Genomic DNA, 15,932 nt, shown 5'->3' on the forward strand with positions numbered 1-15,932 from the left:
TGGCTGTCGCGACCGTTTTCGGCGATTGTCAAAGCTGGAGAATGGCAGCTGCCGCAGGAACCGCCAATCTTCCTCCAAGAAGGGGAGATGCCCGGCAGGGCAGCGGTGAGCGCCGTAGAGTGCCGCTCGGCTTTCCACGCCGGAGCGGCGCATTGACCCCGCGCGTCGTCTTTCCCAACAAAGTCTTGCCATACCTCCTGGTGGCGCCGCAACTTGCCATCACGCTGGTGTTCTTCTACTGGCCGGCCGGGCAGGCGCTCTACCAGTCGATGCTGAGGCAGGACCCGTTCGGGCTGAGGAGCAGGTTCGTCTGGTTTGCCAATTTCCGCAAGGTGCTTGCCGACCCGGCCTATCTCAACTCGATCAAGGTCACAGTGGTGTTTTCGCTCGCGACCGTGATCGTTGCCATGGGCGTGGCGCTGCTCCTTGCCGTGATGGCGGAAAAGGTGGTGCGCGGCAAAGGCCTCTACCGCACGCTGATGATCTGGCCCTACGCGGTGGCGCCGGCGATTGCAGGCATGCTGTGGCTGTTCCTGTTCAATCCATCGATCGGCTCGCTGTCTTATCTGCTGAGACGTTTGGGCGTCGCCTGGGATCCGCTGCTCAACGGCACCGACGCCATGATCCTTCTGGTGGCGGCGGCCGCCTGGAAGCAGATCAGCTACAATTTCCTGTTCTTCGTCGCCGGGCTGCAGGCGGTGCCGAAAACGCTGATCGAGGCGGCGGCGATCGACGGCGCCGGCGAAACCAAGCGCTTCTGGACCATCGTCTTCCCGCTTTTGGCGCCGACGACGTTTTTCCTTTTGGTCGTCAATACCGTCTATGCGCTGTTCGACACGTTCGGCATCGTCCACGCCGTCACCGGCGGTGGGCCGGGCAAGGCCACCGAGACACTGGTCTACAAGGTCTACAATGACGGCTTCGTCAATCTGATCCTCGGCGATTCGGCGGCGCAGTCGGTCATCCTGATGGTCATCGTCATCGCGCTCACCGCCATCCAGTTCCGCTACGTGGAACGGAAGGTTCATTACGGCTGAGGAGCGCGATGATCGGTCAATCCCCGTTTCGCATTTTCCTTGCACATGCCGTGCTCATCCTCGGCATACTGATCGTGGCCTTTCCGATCTACTACACTTTCGTTGCCTCGACGCAGACGCTGCAAACCATCCTTAGGCCGCCACTGCCTTTCCGGCCGGGCAGCGAGTTCTGGAACAATTACGGCGAGGCGCTGTTCGGCGGCGTCGGCCGCATCGGCGGGCTCGGCGTCGGCAGGCTGCTCCTCAACTCCACGATCATGGCGCTCGGCGTCGCGGTCGGAAAGATATTCATCTCGATCCTGTCGGCCTATGCGATCGTCTTCTTCCGTTTTCCGCTGCGCATGACTTTCTTCTGGCTGATCTTCATCACCCTGATGCTTCCCGTCGAGGTGCGCATCCTGCCGACCTACAAGGTAATGGTCGACCTCGGTATGATCGACACTTATGCCGGACTGATCATCCCGCTGATCGCCTCGGCCACCGCAACGTTGTTGTTCCGCCAGTCCTTCATGACCATCCCGGGCGAGTTGGTCGAGGCGGCGCGCGTCGACGGCGCCGGTCCATGGCGGTTCTTTTTCGATATCCTGTTGCCATTGTCGCGCACCAATATCGCGGCGCTGTTCGTCATTCTTTTCATCTACGGCTGGACGCAGTATCTGTGGCCGCTGCTGGTCACCAACAGCAACGATATGAACACCATCGTCATCGCACTGAAGAAGATGGTCTCCTTCGCCGATGCCGACACCCAATGGCATTTGGTCATGGTCACGGCGATCCTGGCAATCTTGCCGCCAATCCTGGTTGTGGTGCTGATGCAGCGCTGGTTCGTGCGCGGACTGGTCGACACCGAAAAGTGAGAAGCCGATGGCGACGGTCGATCTGAGGGACGTGAAGAAAGTATATGCCGGCGGCGTCGAAGCCGTGAAGGGCGTCTCCATTGCCATTCCCGACAAGGAACTCTGTGTGCTGGTCGGGCCGTCCGGCTGCGGCAAGTCCACGCTTTTGAGGATGATCGCCGGGCTGGAGACCATTTCTTCCGGCACGGTCGCTATCGACGGCAAGATCGTCAACACGATCGGCCCGACCGAGCGCGACATCGCCATGGTGTTCCAAAACTATGCGCTCTATCCGCATATGAAAGTCTACGACAACATGGCTTACGGGCTACGCAATCGCGGTACGCCCAAGGACGAGATCGACAGCAGGGTTCGTTCGACCGCCAAGGTGCTGGAGCTTTCAGCGCTGCTTGACCGGCGCCCGCGCGAGCTTTCAGGCGGTCAACGCCAGCGCGTCGCCATGGGCCGCGCCATCGTGCGCAATCCGAAAGTCTTCCTGTTCGACGAGCCACTCTCCAATCTCGATGCCAAGCTGCGCGGCCAGATGCGGGTCGAAATCAAGAACTTGCAGCGCTCGCTCGGTGTCACCTCGGTCTACGTCACCCATGACCAGTTGGAAGCGATGACGTTGGCCGACATCCTTGTCGTCATGAATGGCGGATTGGTCGAGCAGGCGGGCGCGCCACTCGACATTTACGAAAAGCCGGCCTCGACGTTCGTCGCCTCTTTCATCGGCGCACCGCCGATGAATCTTCTGTCCCTTTCGGGTCCGGCGCTGACCGGCAGCAAGACGAGCGACTTTGCGCCTGCGAATGCCGTCACGCTTGGCTTCCGCCCCGAGGATGCCGATGTCACTTTCGCGGCCGAGGCACCGTCCGGCGCGCTCGTGCTGCCGACAATGGTGGAGGCGGTCGAGCCGGTGGGAGCGGACAGCTTTCTTCACTGTGCGGCAGGAGGCGACCGCATCGTCGTGCGTGTGGCCGCGCGCGCAACAGCCAAGCCCGGCGACCAGTTGCGCGTCGTGGCCAAGGCCGAGAAACTTCACTGGTTCGATCAGGCTGCAAAGAGGGTCGACTGACGCCAATCTTGCATGCTGATCAGCGAGCCGCGAACCGTCGGCCGGTCAGGCGAATACATGCGCCTGTCCCGACACGGTGAGCCGGACGATCTCACCGACCGCCGGCGCGTCCATGCCGGACTTGCGCAGGATCAGCGGCGTACTGCCGATGGCGGCGGCGTCCGGCGGGTCGGGGCTGTTGAGCAACCGCACCGCGACCGTGCAGGTCGAGCCGGCGAATTCGGATTCCGTTACCTCGCCAAAAAGCATGTCCGGCGTGCCCGACATGCCCTCGCGCGATGTCCGCTTCAGTCCGATCTGCTCCGGCCGCAACATGATACGGGCGACATCGCGGCTGTCCGACGTATCGACGGCGATGCGGCCAAGCGGCGACGTGGCGAAACCGCCCGCTATCTTCGCCGGCAGGATGATGGCGTCGCCAAGGAACTCGGCAATCATCCTGTCCTTCGGCTTGAGATAAAGTTCGCGCGGCGTGCCGATCTGCGAGAACCGGCCCTCGCGCATCACCGCGACCTGGCTGGCGAAGGACAGCGCCTCGGCCTGATCGTGCGTCACCAGGATGGTGGTGATGCCGGCGGCTTCGAGCAGTTCCGCCACGGCCTTGCGCATGGAGGCGCGCAGGCCGGTGTCGAGCGCCGAGAACGGTTCGTCGAGCAGCATCAGCCGCGGCTTCATCGCCATGGCGCGGGCGAGCGCCACGCGTTGCTGCTGACCGCCGGAGAGTTCGTGCGGGCGGCGCTTCAGGATCGCCTTGTCCAGCCCTACTATATAGGCCAGTTCGACGATGCGTTCGGAGCGTTTGTCCAGCCTGCGGTCCATCCCGAAACCGATATTGTCGCCAATCGTCAGGTGCGGAAACAGGGCGCCGTCCTGTGCAACCAGGCCGATACCGCGGCGGTGCGCCGGAACGGCGCCGCCGCTGTCGGCCAGCATCTTTCCGTCAAGCACGATGCTGCCCTGGTCGGGCGCCTCGAAACCGGCGATCAGCCGCAGCAAGGTGGTCTTGCCGCAGCCGGACGGCCCGACGATGGCCGTGCGGCTGCCGCTGGCGATGTCGAGATCGATGCCGGCAAGCGCCGCGACCGGGCCGTAATGCTTGTGCAAGCCCCTGAGTTCGAGAAAGCTCATCGTCCAGCCATCCGTTTTGACTGGACATAGAGCAGCCAGGTCAGGGGCAGCGACATCGCCACCATGATGAAGGCGTAAGGTGCTGCCGAAGCGTAGTCGATCTCGCCGCTGTAGGACCAGAACGCCATCGCCAGCGTGCGGGTGCCGTTCGGCGCCAGCATCTGGGTCGCGGTCAGCTCGTTCATGATGCCGAGCGCCACCAGCGCCATGCCGGCGGCGGCACCCGGCGCCGACAGGCGGATCGTCGTCGACCACAATGCATGGAGCGGCGACCGCCCGAGGCTGGACGCGGCGCGCTCGAGCTCGACCGGCGCCTGCGCGATCGACGCCCGCAGGCTGATCAGGGCGCGGGGCAGGAACATCAAGGCATAGGCAACCAGGATGGTGAACAGGGTCTGGTAGAGCGGCAGGGCGATGCGCACGGTGATGGTGACCAGCGCCAGTGCGATCACGACCCCGGGCAGCGATCCGACGATGTAGTTGCAGCCCTCCAGCAAGCGCTGCAGAGGCCCCGGCGCGCGGATCGAGATCCAGGCCATCGGCATGGCGGCGACGGTGGCGAGCAGCGCGCCGGCGAGCGCCAGGAACAACGTCTGGCCGAGCGCCAGGCCGATCTCGTCGAGCCGCCAGACCTCGGCGCCGCCGGCGGCAAGCCAGCGTCCGATGGTGACGAACGGTACGCCGAGCGCCAGAAGCGTGGTGGCGGCAAGCAGCAGCAGGCAAGGCACGGTCGCCCGGCCGAGCGGCGCGCGCTGTTGGTGGCGCGCGGCGCCCGAACCGACGCGGGCATAGCGCTCTTCCCCGCGCACCAGCACCTCCAGCCCGAGCAGCACGAAGCAGCAGCTCACCAGCACGCCGGCCAGCATATTCGCGGCCGGCCCGTTGAAGGTCGATTGGAACTGGTCGACGATCGCCGTGGTGAAGGTGTCGAAGCGGATGAAGACGTAAAGGCCGTATTCGGCCAACAGATGCAGGCCGACCAGCAATGCGCCGCCACAGATGGCAAGCCTGAGCTGCGGCAGCACGACGCGCCAGAACACACGCCAGGGACCAAGGCCGAGTGCGGCCGCGGCGTCTTCGAGCGCCGGATCGAGCCGGCGCAGGGCCGCCGATACCGGCAGATAAAGGAACGGGAAATACGCTATGACAGAGACAAGCACGCCGGCCCACAAGCCATGCAGCCCGGGCACCATGGTGATCCAGGCATAGCTGTGCACGAAGGCGGGAATGGCGAGCGGCGCCACGCATAGCCAGGCCCACAGCCGGGCGCCGGGCAGGTCGCTGCGTTCGGTCAGCCAGGCCAGCGCCACCGACAGGATGATGGCGATCGGCACGGCGAGCGCGACAAGCAGGACGGTGTTGGCCAGAAGCTCGCCGACACGCGGCCGGAAAACCAGCGCCGAGACGGTTTCCCAACCGGTCTGCACGGCAACCCAGACGATGAAGGCAAGCGGCAGCAGGGCCAGCAGCGAAACGAAGATAGCGGCGGCAACGATCCACGACGCAGCGCGCCGGCGCGCCCTGCGGCGCGTCCTCGGCGGCAGGCCCGGGCTTGCGATGTCGGCCGCGAACTGCATCGGCTCAGACTTCGCGCCCTTGCCGCCCGGCGGCGGCAATCGAAAGACCACGATCATGGTCGGGAATACAGCGTGTCGTCATCGACGAATGCCATCTCGAAAAAACAAAACGCTCCCGCGGAATTCCCGCGGGAGCACGGCCGGTGTCCTTATTAGGACGAACGGCAACTAAAGCAAGCCGGCCGCCGTCATCAGGTCGGTGGCTTTCTTGGAGTTCAGCGTCGCGGCATCGATCTTCGGCGCCTGCAGGTCGGCCAGCGGCACCAGCTTCGGATTGGACTCTGCGCCCTTGCCGACCGCGTATTCGAAGGACGTTCCGTTCTTCAGCACGTCCTGGCCGCCCTTGCCGGTCACCCACTTCAGGAAAGCCTGGGCTTCCTTGGGATGCTTGCTCGAAGCCAGCACGCCGCCGCCGGAGGTCGAGACGAAGGCGCCCGGATCCTGGTTTTTGAAATAATGCAGCGCAACGTTCTTGCTGTTCTCGCCGGTCTTGGCCTGATCGCCGAAGTAGTAGTAGTGATAGATCACGCCGCCTTCGATCTCGCCGGCGTTGACCGCCTTCATCACGGTGCTGTTGCCCTTATAGGCGGTGAAATTCTGCTTCATCGCCTTCAGCCAGTCCGCCGTCGCGGCTTCGCCCTTGAGCTGCAGCAGCGCGCTGACGATAGCCTGGAAATCGGCGCCCGACGGCGAGGCGGCCCAGCGGCCTTTCCAGCTCGGATCGGCAAGGTCGAGCAGCGACTTGGGCAACTGGTCGGCCTTGAGCTTGGTGGTATTGTAGGCAAAGACGGTGCTGCGGGCGGCAACGCCGACCCATTTGCCGCTCGCTGCCTGATAATCCTGCGGAACCTGCGCCAGTGTGTCGGCGTCGACCGGCGCGAACAGGCCGGCATTCTCGACCAGCACCATGGCCGGCGAATTCTCGGTCAGGAACACGTCGGCGGGCGAGGCGGTGCCCTCCGCGACGATCTGGTTGGAGAAATCGCTGTCGCCGCCATTGCGCAGCGTGACCTTGATACCGGTTTCCTTGGTGAAGCCGTCGGCCCATTCCTTGGCGAGGCTCTCGTGCTGGGCATTGTAGACGATGATGCCTGTATCCTCAGCCATCGCCTGGCCAGCGATCAGGCTGACCGCCACCGCCGCGGCGCCGGCAAGGGTGGAAAGAGCGTATTTCATGGGCGTCGTCCTCGATCTCGTTGAACTGGCACGCAGCACCTATCGATACATGACAGGTGTAGTCAACATTTTTGGCCTGCTTCAATCGGCCGCTGGCGGCACAGGCCCATGCCAGGCGGACAATTCCGCGTGATGGCCGCGCGCGACCGACGGTCCAGGACACAGTCGCCGTCGACGAGCCCAAGTTCGCGTTCGCCCGCAATCTTTCGTGACTTGCCGGTAGTTTGCCTTGGACATTATTTCGCCGGCCACGTAACAAATCAGCGCCGAGGCGCGAAGATCGGGGAGTGAACTCTTGTGAGCGGCAAGGACGAGGCCGAGCTTTCCCGGCTGATGCGAGCCGCGATCGCGGGAGATGAAAGGGCCTATGCCGACTTTCTGCACCGGACGGCCGCTCTGGTTCGCGGTTTTGCCAGGCGCAAGATCGTCAAAGGCGGGGTCGATCCCGAGGATGTCGTGCAGGAAACCTTGCTGGCCATTCATGTGAAACGGCACACCTGGCGCCAGGACGCACCTGTGCTGCCCTGGGTCTATGCCATCGCGCGCTTCAAGCTGATCGACGCGTTCCGGCGGCGCGGACGGCGCATCGAGATCGATGTCGACGATATTGCCGAAACCTTCGCCGAGCCGGAAACGGAAACCGTCAGCGAACGCGACATCAGCCGGGCGCTCGACGGCCTGCCGCCGGCACAGCGCTCCGTGGTGTCGTCCGTGTCGGTGGAGGGGCGCTCGATCGGCGACACGGCAGCCAAGTTCGGCATCAGCGAAACAGCGGTGCGGGTTTCCTTGCATCGCGGACTTGCAGCCATTGCCAAGCGGTTCGGGCAGGGGCGGTTTGGGCGGGAATGACATGAGGACCGAGGATCTCATCAAGGCGCTTGATGCCGACGCCCGCAGCAAGGCGATGCCGCTGCGCTCGGCCTGGTGGCTGGCTGCCGGCGTGGCCGCCGTGATCGCGGGCGCGGTTTTCATGATGACGATCGGTCCGCGCCCCGACTTCATGGCTGCCGCACATACGATGCGCTTTCTTTCGAAGTTCCTGTTCACCATCGTGCTCGCCGCCAGCGCCTTCGCCTTCGTCAGGGCATTGTCGACACCGGGAGCATCGACAGGCAAGGCGGCGGCCTGGATGGCGGCTGCGCCCGTGCTCGTGGCAGTGGCTGTGGTGCTGGAGCTTTACACCGTGCCCGAGGCCGACTGGGGCAGGCGTCTCGTCGGTTCCAACATGATGGTCTGCATGGGGCTCATCCCGCTGATCGGCATCGGCCCGCTTGCCATCTTCCTGTGGATGCTGCGCTATGGCGCGCCGACACGGCCGGTGCTGGCCGGCACGGCCGCGGGCCTGCTCGCCGGCGGGCTGGCGGCAACCTTCTATGCCGCGCATTGCTTTGATGATTCGCCGCTTTTCGTCGCCACCTGGTATACGATCGCGATCGCCGCGCTGGCGCTGCTCGGCGCGCTCGGCGGCCGGTTTTCCGTGCGCTGGTAGCGCGACGCCCGCTGCTGCATCCCGCGCATACCGATCCTTAATCATGCCGGCAAATGTTTGCCGGCCGGCGGCATCGCCGATACCCGACGCAACCTTTCCTTAAAATCGATCCGTCAGGATTTTCACGGGAAATGCGATTGCCCACGGGGTGGTACAAATCGTGGCAATGCGAAGGATCATCGGGCCGGCGCCGCACAGACATGCGGGGTTGGCTCTGCTCGTGGGCGGGACAGCGGCGATGACGGCATCGATCCTGCTGTCGCGGCTGGATCCCGGCGCCGAGACGCTCGAATTATGTGTGCAGGCGTCGGTCGGTGTGGCAGCCGGCGCACTTCTCCTGGCCTGCATGTTCGCGCGCGTCATCCGCAAGGACCGCCGCCAGATCGCCGAGAGCGAGCAGCGCTTCCGCCGTGCCATGGAGGATTCCTCCATCGGCGTCGCCATCGTCGGCCTCGACGGGCGCATTCTCGAGGCCAACCCGGCTTTCGCTGCCATGCTCGACTACCGCCGCGACGAGATCGAGGCGTTGACCTTCTTCCAGCTCACGCATGCCGACGATCTGGAGATCGGGCGGGAGACGATGGAAGACCTGAAGGCCGGCAAGATCGATTCCTTTCATTTCGAGAAGCGCTATCTCAAGAAGGACGGCACGCCCGTCTGGGCCAGGCTGGCCGGCTCCGTCATTCGCGACGGGAATAGCGGCCGGCCGCTGTATCTCGTCTCGCAGATAGAGGACATCGATGCGCGCAAGCAGGCCGGGGCGCGGATCGCCGAGGCCGAAACGCGCTGGAACTTTGCATTGGCCGGCGCCGGCCAGGGCGTCTGGGACTTCGACAAGCGCAGGGGCGGCACTAACTATTCCTCGACCTGGGTCAAGATGCTGGGTTACGCCGACGGGGAACTCGACGGTGACCCCGATCACTGGCTGGCGATGATACATCCCGACGACCGCGAAGCCGTGGCCGAGGCGGACCGCGCCCATCTCGAAGGCCGCACGCCGTTCTTCGAGGCCGAATTCAGGATGCGCCACAAGGATGGCCGCTGGCTCTGGTTCCTCGACCGCGGCAAGGCGATCGAGCGCGACGAAGAGGGGCGGCTGATCAGGGCGATAGGCAGCCTGACCGACATCACCCGGCGCAAGCAGGCGGAGGAGCGCCTCGCCGTGTCGGCGGCCATGCTGGCGGACGAAAAGGAGCGCCTCAAAGTGACGCTCCAGTCGATCGGCGATGCCGTCATCTGCACCGATGCCGCCAACCGCGTCACCTTCATGAATCCTGTCGCCGAAAAGCTGACCGGTGTCTCCTGCAATGATGCCCTCGGCAAGACGCTCGGCCATGTCTATTGGGCGGTCGACGAGGAGACCGGCCACAGGATCGGCGTGGCGCGGCCTGCGATCGGCGGCCAGGGAGCCGATGACCAGAACAGCCGCGCCGTCCTCATCCGGCGCGACGAGACGCGCTGCAGCATCCGGCAGGTCGTGTCGCCGATCATGAACGAACGCAACGAATTCTGCGGACTGGTCATCGTCTTTCAGGACTTCACCGATGCGCGGGCGCTGCAGCGCCAGCTTGCCCACGCCGCCGCGCATGATGCGCTGACCGGCCTTGCCAACCGCGCGAGTTTCATCCGCGCCATGGAAGAACTGGTCGATCAGGCCCGCAAGGAGGGGATCGGACATCAGTTCATGTTCATCGATCTGGATCATTTCAAACTGGTCAACGACACAGGCGGCCACGCGGCGGGAGACGCATTGCTCAAGCGCGTTGCCGAGGCCGTGCGTGGCGTGTTTGGTCCGCAGGACATGGTCGCGCGTCTGGGCGGCGACGAATTCGCGGTCATTCTGAAGTCGGGCTCGGCCGCCGGGGCCAGGATCGCGGCGCGATCCATCATCGATGCGATACAGGGCCTCGACTTCACCTGGGAAGGCCGTCCTCATTCGATCGGCGCCAGCATCGGACTGGCTCCTATCGACGCCGATTGCGGCGCTGTCGACGAGATCATCGCCAGGGCAGACGCCGCCTGCTACGTGGCCAAGGCTGCGGGTCGCGGATGCGTGTCCATGGCGCCCGAGAATGACGCCACGGACGACAGGATCGAAATCGAGACACCCAAGCCCCTGGCCGCAGCGTCGTAGCCCCGCGATAGGGCCGCGATCAACCCTGGCGGGTCAGCGTGTCGGAACCGGATGCTCGCCGCGATAATCGTAGAAGCCGCGGCCGGTCTTGCGGCCGAGCCAGCCGGCCTCGACATATTTGACCAGCAACGGGCAGGGGCGGTACTTCGAATCCGACAGGCCGTCATGCAGCACCTGCATGATCGACAGGCAGGTGTCCAGGCCGATGAAATCGGCCAGCTGCAGCGGCCCCATCGGATGGTTGGCGCCGAGCCGCATGGCGGTGTCGATGGCATCGACCGTGCCGACGCCCTCATAGAGCGTGTAGATCGCCTCGTTGATCATCGGCAAAAGGATGCGGTTGACGATGAAGGCCGGAAAATCCTCCGAGACCGTGATCGTCTTGTCGAGCTGCTTCACATAGGTCTTTGCCGCCTCGAAGGTCTGGTCCTCGGTGGCGATGCCGCGCACCAGTTCGACCAGCTTCATCAGGGGAACCGGGTTCATGAAATGGATGCCGATAAAGCGCTCGGGGCGGTCGGTCTGCGCGGCTAGCCGCGTGATCGAGATCGACGAGGTATTGGTCGCCAGTATGGCCTCGGGATTGAGCTGCGGACAAAGCTGGGCGTAGATCTTGCGCTTGACCGTCTCGTCCTCGGTCGCTGCCTCGATGACCAGGTCGGCACCGGCGAGATCGGCCATGGATGGCGCCGCCGCGATGCGCGCCATCGCCTGGTTGCGGAGCTTCTCGTCGAGCTTGCCGGACCCCACCTGGCGGGCCATGTTGCCGCTGACAGTGGCGATGCCCTTCTCGATACGGTCGGGCGATATATCGTAGATCAGCACCTTGTAGCCCGAAAGTGCGGAGACATGGGCGATGCCGCCGCCCATCTGGCCCGCGCCGATGATGCCGATCGTTTCGATCTTGCTCATTACACCGATCCCGTCGAAAAAGGCCTTTGCGGCCTGCTTTTTGTGCGGTGCAAACTAAAAGGGTGGGGCGACTTCGTCTACCCCACCCCTCACAATTTAATACGCTTTGCGGCAGGGCGTCAAAGCGCCTTCTGCAACTCCGGCAGGACAACGAACAGATCGCCGACGAGGCCATAGTCGGCAACCTGGAAGATCGGCGCTTCCTCGTCCTTGTTGATGGCGACGATGACCTTCGAATCCTTCATGCCGGCGAGGTGCTGGATGGCGCCGGAGATGCCGACGGCGATGTAGAGGTCGGGGGCGACGACCTTGCCGGTCTGGCCGACCTGCCAGTCATTCGGCGCATAACCGGCATCGACGGCGGCGCGGGATGCGCCGACGGCAGCGCCGAGCTTGTCGGCGACCGGCAGGATGACCTCCTGGAACTTCTCCGAGGAGCCGAGCGCGCGGCCGCCCGAGATGATGATCTTGGCCGAGGTCAGTTCCGGACGATCGGTCTCCGACAGCTTGTTCTCGACGAAGGAGGAGAGGCCAGGATTGGCCGCAGCGCTGACGGTTTCGACAGCGGCCGAACCGCCCTCGGGCGCCGCCTGGAAGGAGGCGGTGCGCACGGTAATGACCTTCTTGGCATCGGTCGACTGTACCGTCTGGATGGCGTTGCCGGCATAGATCGGCCGCTTGAAGGTGTCCGGCGAGACCACTTCGATGATCTCGGAGACCTGCGCCACGTCGAGCAAAGCGGCCACGCGCGGCGCGACGTTCTTGCCCGACGAGGTTGCCGGCGCGACGATGGTGTCATAGGAGCCGGCCAGCGACACGACGAGCGCCGCGGTCGGCTCGGCGAGACGCTCGGCAAGCTCGTCGGCTTCGGCCAGCAGCACCTTGCTCACGCCCTTCAGCTTGGCGGCGGCATCAGCTGCGCCCTTGGCGTTCTTGCCGGCCACCAGCACATGCACGTCCAAGCCGATCTGCAGCGCGGCCGACAGGGCCTTGGCGGTCTGGTCGGAAAGGGTTGCGTTGTCGTGTTCGGCGATGAGGAGAATGGTCATTTATCTGTTCCTTCCGATCTCAGAGCACGCCGGCTTCGTTCTTCAGCTTGTCGATGAGCTCGGCGACGCTCTTGACCTTGACGCCCGCCTTGCGGCCGCCCGGCTCTTCGGTCTTGATGACCTTCAGCCGCGGCTTGACGTCAGCGCCGTAGTCGGCCGGGCTCTTCTCGTCGAGCGGCTTCTTCTTGGCCTTCATGATGTTGGGCAGCGATGCATAGCGCGGCTGGTTGAGGCGAAGGTCGGCAGTGACGATCGCCGGCATCTTCAGCTCAACCGTCTGCAAGCCGCCGTCGACCTCGCGCGTCACCCTGGCCTTGTCGCCGTCGAGCACCACCTTGGAAGCAAACGTGCCCTGCGCCCAGCCGAGAAGGGCTGCGAGCATCTGGCCGGTCTGGTTGGAATCATCGTCGATCGCCTGCTTGCCGAGGATGACAAGGCCGGGCTGCTCGGCCTCGACCACGCCCTTCAGCACCTTGGCGACGCCCAGTGGCTCTGTCTGCTCATCGGTCTTGACCAGGATGGCGCGGTCGGCGCCCATTGCGAGCGCGGTGCGAAGCGTCTCCTGCGCCTGCTGCGGGCCGATCGACACGACGATGATCTCTTCGGCCTTGCCGGCTTCCTTGAGCCGGATCGCCTCTTCCACCGCGATCTCGTCGAATGGGTTCATCGCCATCTTGACGTTGGCCAATTCCACCGCCGAACCGTCAGCCTTGACGCGAACCTTCACATTCGCATCCACAACCCGCTTCACGGGCACAAGGATCTTCATTTTCCTGTCACCTCTCTTGAGATAGTTGGGACGCGCTATACCAGCGTGAACCCTGTCAGAGTTGTCGAAAGCCGACATTCCGGATGGAAATTCTGCTCTTCAACCGCCAAAGGCGGGCGGAAATGCTTCCGTAGTTGCGGCGAACCCGCACGTCAATATGCCACGGCGTCGGGCAATTCACTCAATCGGTTCAGTCGGGGCCGGGGGCACTTCCCCGACCCCAGCGTGGCACGGGCTGCGCGGCAATCGGCTCGTTTACGGCCGGATCTACGGCGATGGCGGGCTGGTCGGCGGGTGCGGCCTCTTCGTCCGCGCCCGCAAAAAGCGGCACGCCGCGGCTGCGCAGCACGAGCACCAGCACGGCGCCGGCGATGATGCCGCCTATGTGGCAGGCCCAGGAAATCTGGTCCTCGCCACCGGCGGCGAACATGACGATCTGGAACAGCACCCACAGGAGGAGCGGGATGAAGGCCGGGATGCGCAGCGGAATGCGGGCAAAGGCCAGCACCCAGACCTTCACCCTGGGATAGAGGATCAGGTAGGCGACGACCACGCCGGCGATGGCGCCGGAGGCGCCGATCAGCGGCACCTGCGAGTCCCACGCGATGAGGCCCTGGAAGGCGGCTCCGGCGATGGCGCACAGGAGGTAGAAGATGAGATAGCGGACATGGCCGAGCGCGTCCTCGACATTGTCGCCGAACACCCACAGGAACAGCATGTTGCCGCCAAGATGGAAAATGTCGGCATGCAGGAATGAGTAGGTGAGATAGCTCAGGCTTTCGGGAATGACGATAAAGCGCGGGTCGAGCTCTGCCGTGTCATGCACCACGGAGGGGATGAAGCCGAGGCCGAGCACGGCGGCATTGGTGAAATTCTCGCCCCCGAGCGCGGTGGCGCAATAGACCAGCGCGTTGGCCAGGATCAGGGCGATCGTCACATATTGCAGCCTGATGTGCCGCAGCCTGTTGGTGTCGTAGAGCGGGATGAACATAGGTGCCTGGCCTCTCCCGCCTTGGCATAGTTCAGCGGTTCTTGCCAGGAACCCATAACACGTCGGCATTTCCATTGTCATTGACCGCCCTGGCGGCGACGAACAGGAAATCGGAGACGCGGTTGATGTATTTCAGCCCGTCGCGGTTGACGTGCTCACCAGGATGCTGTGCGAGCGCCACCATCAGCCGCTCGGCCCGCCGCGCCACCGTTCGGGCGAGATGGAGCGCAGCGGCGGCCGGCGTGCCGCCGTTCAGCACGAAGGATTTGAGCGGCTGGAGGTCGTTGTTGAGGAGATCGATGTCGTGTTCGACGCGCTCGGTCTGCGCGGCAATGATGCGCAGCGGCTCGTAGCCGAGCGGCTTGCCGTCGTCGGGCACGGCCAGATCGGCGCCCAGGTCGAAGAGATCGTTCTGGATGCGGGCAAGCATGGCGTCAATCGCCGGGTGGCTTGGGGCGGTGTGAACACGAGCCATGCCAATGCAGGCATTGGCTTCGTCGACAGTGCCGTAGGCGTCCACCCTGAGATCGGACTTCAGCCGCCGCTCACCCGTGCCGAGCCCGGTGGTGCCGTTGTCGCCGGTGCGGGTGTAGATCTTGTTGAGCTTGACCACGTCGCCTCCCGAACGGCCGGTGTCCTCATTTGCGGGTGAAATACACTGCCAGCAGGATCAGCGCCAGCGCCACGGCCTGCAGCACGACGCGCGTCTGCATCAGCTTGTTGGAGGTCATGCCGGAACCGCCGCGCATCATGTTGATCAGACCCCGGACCAGCACGATCACCACGGCGACCATGACCAGGATGGCAAGGATGTTGAAGACGGATGCCATTTGCGTTTCCAGTCCTTTTCTTGTTCAGGCGCGTTTGGCGAGCAGGCGGTGAAGCATCGATGCCGGAAGGATGCGTTTGAGCGTGGCGCCGACCTTGGCGGGCACTGTTACCACATAGTGCGGGCGCGGGCGCCGCGACAGAAGTGCATGGCGAAGCGCCTTGTGGACCACTTCCGGCCCGGGCTTCAGCGCCGATTGGCTGCCGCCGGTGCGCATCCGTTCCAACTGCGCCTCATAGTCCGCGCGATGCACGGAATTCTCATGGTCGATATTCCTGAGAAACCAGGCGAGTCCGTTGCTGGCGATCTTCGATTTCACCGGCCCCGGCTCGATCAGCGAGACATGCACGCCGCTGCCGGCCAGTTCCTGGCGCTGACAGAGCATCAGCGCCTCCAAAGCGTGTTTGGATGCCGAATAGGCGCCGCGAAAACGTACCGGCACCAGGCCAAGGATCGACGAGCAATGAACGATCCGGCCACGGCCCTGGCGGCGCATCACCGGCACGAGCCGGCGGGTCAGGTCGTGCCAGCCGAAGAAATTGGCCTCGAACTGCTCCCGCAAGGCGGCCACCGGCAGATCCTCGACCGCGCCCGCTTGCGCATAGGCGCCATTGTTGAACAGAGCATCGATCCTGCCGCCGGTCCGCTCCAGCACTGAAGCCGCAAGCGCTTCGATGGAGGCAGGTTCGCGATAGTCCAGATAGAACGCCTCGATGCCCTCCTTTTCCAGGGCCGCGATGTCTTCGGGCTTGCGCGCCGTGGCGAACACCCGCCAGCCTTCCGCCTTGAGCGCCCGCGCGCAATAAGCGCCTATGCCGGACGACGCGCCGGTGACGATGATGACGCGCAACGCGCGTGCCGACGGATTCGTCTTATGACCAAGGGTTGCCATTTGCCGCATTCCCTTCCCATATTCGCGGCGTCGAG

16 protein-coding genes are annotated in these 15,932 nt (G+C 64.3%); 6 read left to right on the plus strand and 10 right to left on the minus strand.

Features of this window, described 5'->3' with window-relative positions; all coding sequences use genetic code 11:
• The first annotated feature begins 152 nt into the window (after nucleotides 1–152).
• The 3 genes from ugpA to FJ443_RS16090 are packed head-to-tail and all read left to right on the plus strand — an operon-like array spanning nucleotide 153 to nucleotide 2,951.
• A complete protein-coding gene (gene ugpA, locus FJ443_RS16080; protein WP_140513871.1) occupies nucleotides 153–1,037 on the plus strand; it encodes a sn-glycerol-3-phosphate ABC transporter permease UgpA in 885 nt (294 codons plus the stop codon).
• 8 nt (nucleotides 1,038–1,045) lie between these two features.
• Nucleotides 1,046–1,894 (plus strand): sn-glycerol-3-phosphate ABC transporter permease UgpE, encoded by an 849-nt coding sequence (gene ugpE / locus FJ443_RS16085; protein WP_140664846.1) that lies wholly within the window; start codon nucleotides 1,046–1,048, stop codon nucleotides 1,892–1,894.
• 7 nt (nucleotides 1,895–1,901) lie between these two features.
• Nucleotides 1,902–2,951, plus strand: a complete 1,050-nt coding sequence (locus FJ443_RS16090) for a sn-glycerol-3-phosphate import ATP-binding protein UgpC (RefSeq protein ID WP_140500808.1) — start codon at nucleotides 1,902–1,904, stop codon at nucleotides 2,949–2,951.
• 45 nt (nucleotides 2,952–2,996) lie between these two features.
• Here FJ443_RS16090 and FJ443_RS16095 read toward each other — a convergent pair whose 3' ends face one another.
• The 3 genes from FJ443_RS16095 to FJ443_RS16105 all read right to left on the minus strand — a co-directional run bounded on the left by FJ443_RS16095 (nucleotide 2,997) and on the right by FJ443_RS16105 (nucleotide 6,832).
• Nucleotides 2,997–4,079: an ABC transporter ATP-binding protein gene (locus FJ443_RS16095; RefSeq protein ID WP_140513869.1), complete on the minus strand. Its 1,083-nt coding sequence runs from the start codon at nucleotides 4,077–4,079 to the stop codon at nucleotides 2,997–2,999.
• The gene (locus FJ443_RS16100) at nucleotides 4,076–5,656 is read right to left on the minus strand and encodes an iron ABC transporter permease (protein ID WP_181165391.1); all 1,581 of its coding nucleotides are present in this window, start codon (nucleotides 5,654–5,656) and stop codon (nucleotides 4,076–4,078) included. The genes FJ443_RS16095 and FJ443_RS16100 overlap by 4 nt, the downstream gene beginning before the upstream one ends.
• Nucleotides 5,657–5,824: 168 nt before the next feature.
• Nucleotides 5,825–6,832 (minus strand): iron ABC transporter substrate-binding protein, encoded by a 1,008-nt coding sequence (locus tag FJ443_RS16105; protein ID WP_140525437.1) that lies wholly within the window; start codon nucleotides 6,830–6,832, stop codon nucleotides 5,825–5,827.
• A 297-nt stretch (nucleotides 6,833–7,129) separates the two neighbouring features.
• Here FJ443_RS16105 and FJ443_RS16110 point away from each other — a divergent pair, with 297 nt between their 5' ends.
• From FJ443_RS16110 to FJ443_RS16120, 3 genes are all read left to right on the plus strand, one after another.
• Nucleotides 7,130–7,681: a sigma-70 family RNA polymerase sigma factor gene (locus tag FJ443_RS16110; RefSeq protein ID WP_140500812.1), complete on the plus strand. Its 552-nt coding sequence runs from the start codon at nucleotides 7,130–7,132 to the stop codon at nucleotides 7,679–7,681.
• A gap of 1 nt (nucleotide 7,682) precedes the next feature.
• Nucleotides 7,683–8,321: an NrsF family protein gene (locus FJ443_RS16115; protein ID WP_140664849.1), complete on the plus strand. Its 639-nt coding sequence runs from the start codon at nucleotides 7,683–7,685 to the stop codon at nucleotides 8,319–8,321.
• A gap of 238 nt (nucleotides 8,322–8,559) precedes the next feature.
• Nucleotides 8,560–10,455 carry a PAS domain S-box protein gene (locus tag FJ443_RS16120; protein WP_246681220.1) on the plus strand — a complete coding sequence of 632 codons (1,896 nt, stop codon included), beginning with the start codon at nucleotides 8,560–8,562 and terminating at the stop codon, nucleotides 10,453–10,455.
• A 33-nt stretch (nucleotides 10,456–10,488) separates the two neighbouring features.
• Here FJ443_RS16120 and FJ443_RS16125 read toward each other — a convergent pair whose 3' ends face one another.
• From FJ443_RS16125 to FJ443_RS16155, 7 genes are all read right to left on the minus strand, one after another.
• The gene (locus FJ443_RS16125) at nucleotides 10,489–11,367 is read right to left on the minus strand and encodes a 3-hydroxybutyryl-CoA dehydrogenase (protein ID WP_140500869.1); all 879 of its coding nucleotides are present in this window, start codon (nucleotides 11,365–11,367) and stop codon (nucleotides 10,489–10,491) included.
• Nucleotides 11,368–11,486: 119 nt separating this feature from the next.
• Nucleotides 11,487–12,416 carry an electron transfer flavoprotein subunit alpha/FixB family protein gene (locus FJ443_RS16130; protein WP_140513865.1) on the minus strand — a complete coding sequence of 310 codons (930 nt, stop codon included), beginning with the start codon at nucleotides 12,414–12,416 and terminating at the stop codon, nucleotides 11,487–11,489.
• A gap of 19 nt (nucleotides 12,417–12,435) precedes the next feature.
• Nucleotides 12,436–13,185: an electron transfer flavoprotein subunit beta/FixA family protein gene (locus FJ443_RS16135; protein WP_140500871.1), complete on the minus strand. Its 750-nt coding sequence runs from the start codon at nucleotides 13,183–13,185 to the stop codon at nucleotides 12,436–12,438.
• 190 nt (nucleotides 13,186–13,375) lie between these two features.
• Complete coding sequence (locus tag FJ443_RS16140) at nucleotides 13,376–14,176, minus strand: rhomboid family intramembrane serine protease (protein ID WP_140513864.1); 801 nt, start codon at nucleotides 14,174–14,176, stop codon at nucleotides 13,376–13,378.
• 31 nt (nucleotides 14,177–14,207) lie between these two features.
• Nucleotides 14,208–14,789 (minus strand): cob(I)yrinic acid a,c-diamide adenosyltransferase, encoded by a 582-nt coding sequence (locus FJ443_RS16145; protein WP_140500873.1) that lies wholly within the window; start codon nucleotides 14,787–14,789, stop codon nucleotides 14,208–14,210.
• A 25-nt stretch (nucleotides 14,790–14,814) separates the two neighbouring features.
• The gene (locus FJ443_RS16150) at nucleotides 14,815–15,006 is read right to left on the minus strand and encodes a twin transmembrane helix small protein (RefSeq protein WP_140500874.1); all 192 of its coding nucleotides are present in this window, start codon (nucleotides 15,004–15,006) and stop codon (nucleotides 14,815–14,817) included.
• 24 nt (nucleotides 15,007–15,030) lie between these two features.
• A complete protein-coding gene (locus FJ443_RS16155; protein ID WP_140560187.1) occupies nucleotides 15,031–15,897 on the minus strand; it encodes an SDR family oxidoreductase in 867 nt (288 codons plus the stop codon).
• Nucleotides 15,898–15,932 lie beyond the last annotated feature (35 nt).

Source organism: Mesorhizobium sp. B2-6-1, from assembly GCF_006440475.1.
Taxonomy (GTDB): Bacteria; Pseudomonadota; Alphaproteobacteria; order Rhizobiales; family Rhizobiaceae; genus Mesorhizobium.

Bases quoted from the DNA above. Each gene is read 5' to 3' on its own strand.
- FJ443_RS16130 (WP_140513865.1), bottom strand. From the start codon at position 12,416: ATGACCATTCTCCTCATCGCCGAACACGACAACGCAACCCTTTCCGAC.
- FJ443_RS16100 (WP_181165391.1), bottom strand. From the start codon at position 5,656: ATGCAGTTCGCGGCCGACATCGCAAGCCCGGGCCTGCCGCCGAGGACG.
- ugpE (WP_140664846.1), top strand. From the start codon at position 1,046: ATGATCGGTCAATCCCCGTTTCGCATTTTCCTTGCACATGCCGTGCTC.
- FJ443_RS16090 (WP_140500808.1), top strand. From the start codon at position 1,902: ATGGCGACGGTCGATCTGAGGGACGTGAAGAAAGTATATGCCGGCGGC.
- FJ443_RS16150 (WP_140500874.1), bottom strand. From the start codon at position 15,006: ATGGCATCCGTCTTCAACATCCTTGCCATCCTGGTCATGGTCGCCGTG.
- FJ443_RS16115 (WP_140664849.1), top strand. From the start codon at position 7,683: ATGAGGACCGAGGATCTCATCAAGGCGCTTGATGCCGACGCCCGCAGC.
- FJ443_RS16120 (WP_246681220.1), top strand. From the start codon at position 8,560: ATGACGGCATCGATCCTGCTGTCGCGGCTGGATCCCGGCGCCGAGACG.
- FJ443_RS16095 (WP_140513869.1), bottom strand. From the start codon at position 4,079: ATGAGCTTTCTCGAACTCAGGGGCTTGCACAAGCATTACGGCCCGGTC.
- FJ443_RS16105 (WP_140525437.1), bottom strand. From the start codon at position 6,832: ATGAAATACGCTCTTTCCACCCTTGCCGGCGCCGCGGCGGTGGCGGTC.
- FJ443_RS16135 (WP_140500871.1), bottom strand. From the start codon at position 13,185: ATGAAGATCCTTGTGCCCGTGAAGCGGGTTGTGGATGCGAATGTGAAG.
- FJ443_RS16125 (WP_140500869.1), bottom strand. From the start codon at position 11,367: ATGAGCAAGATCGAAACGATCGGCATCATCGGCGCGGGCCAGATGGGC.
- FJ443_RS16155 (WP_140560187.1), bottom strand. From the start codon at position 15,897: ATGGCAACCCTTGGTCATAAGACGAATCCGTCGGCACGCGCGTTGCGC.
- FJ443_RS16140 (WP_140513864.1), bottom strand. From the start codon at position 14,176: ATGTTCATCCCGCTCTACGACACCAACAGGCTGCGGCACATCAGGCTG.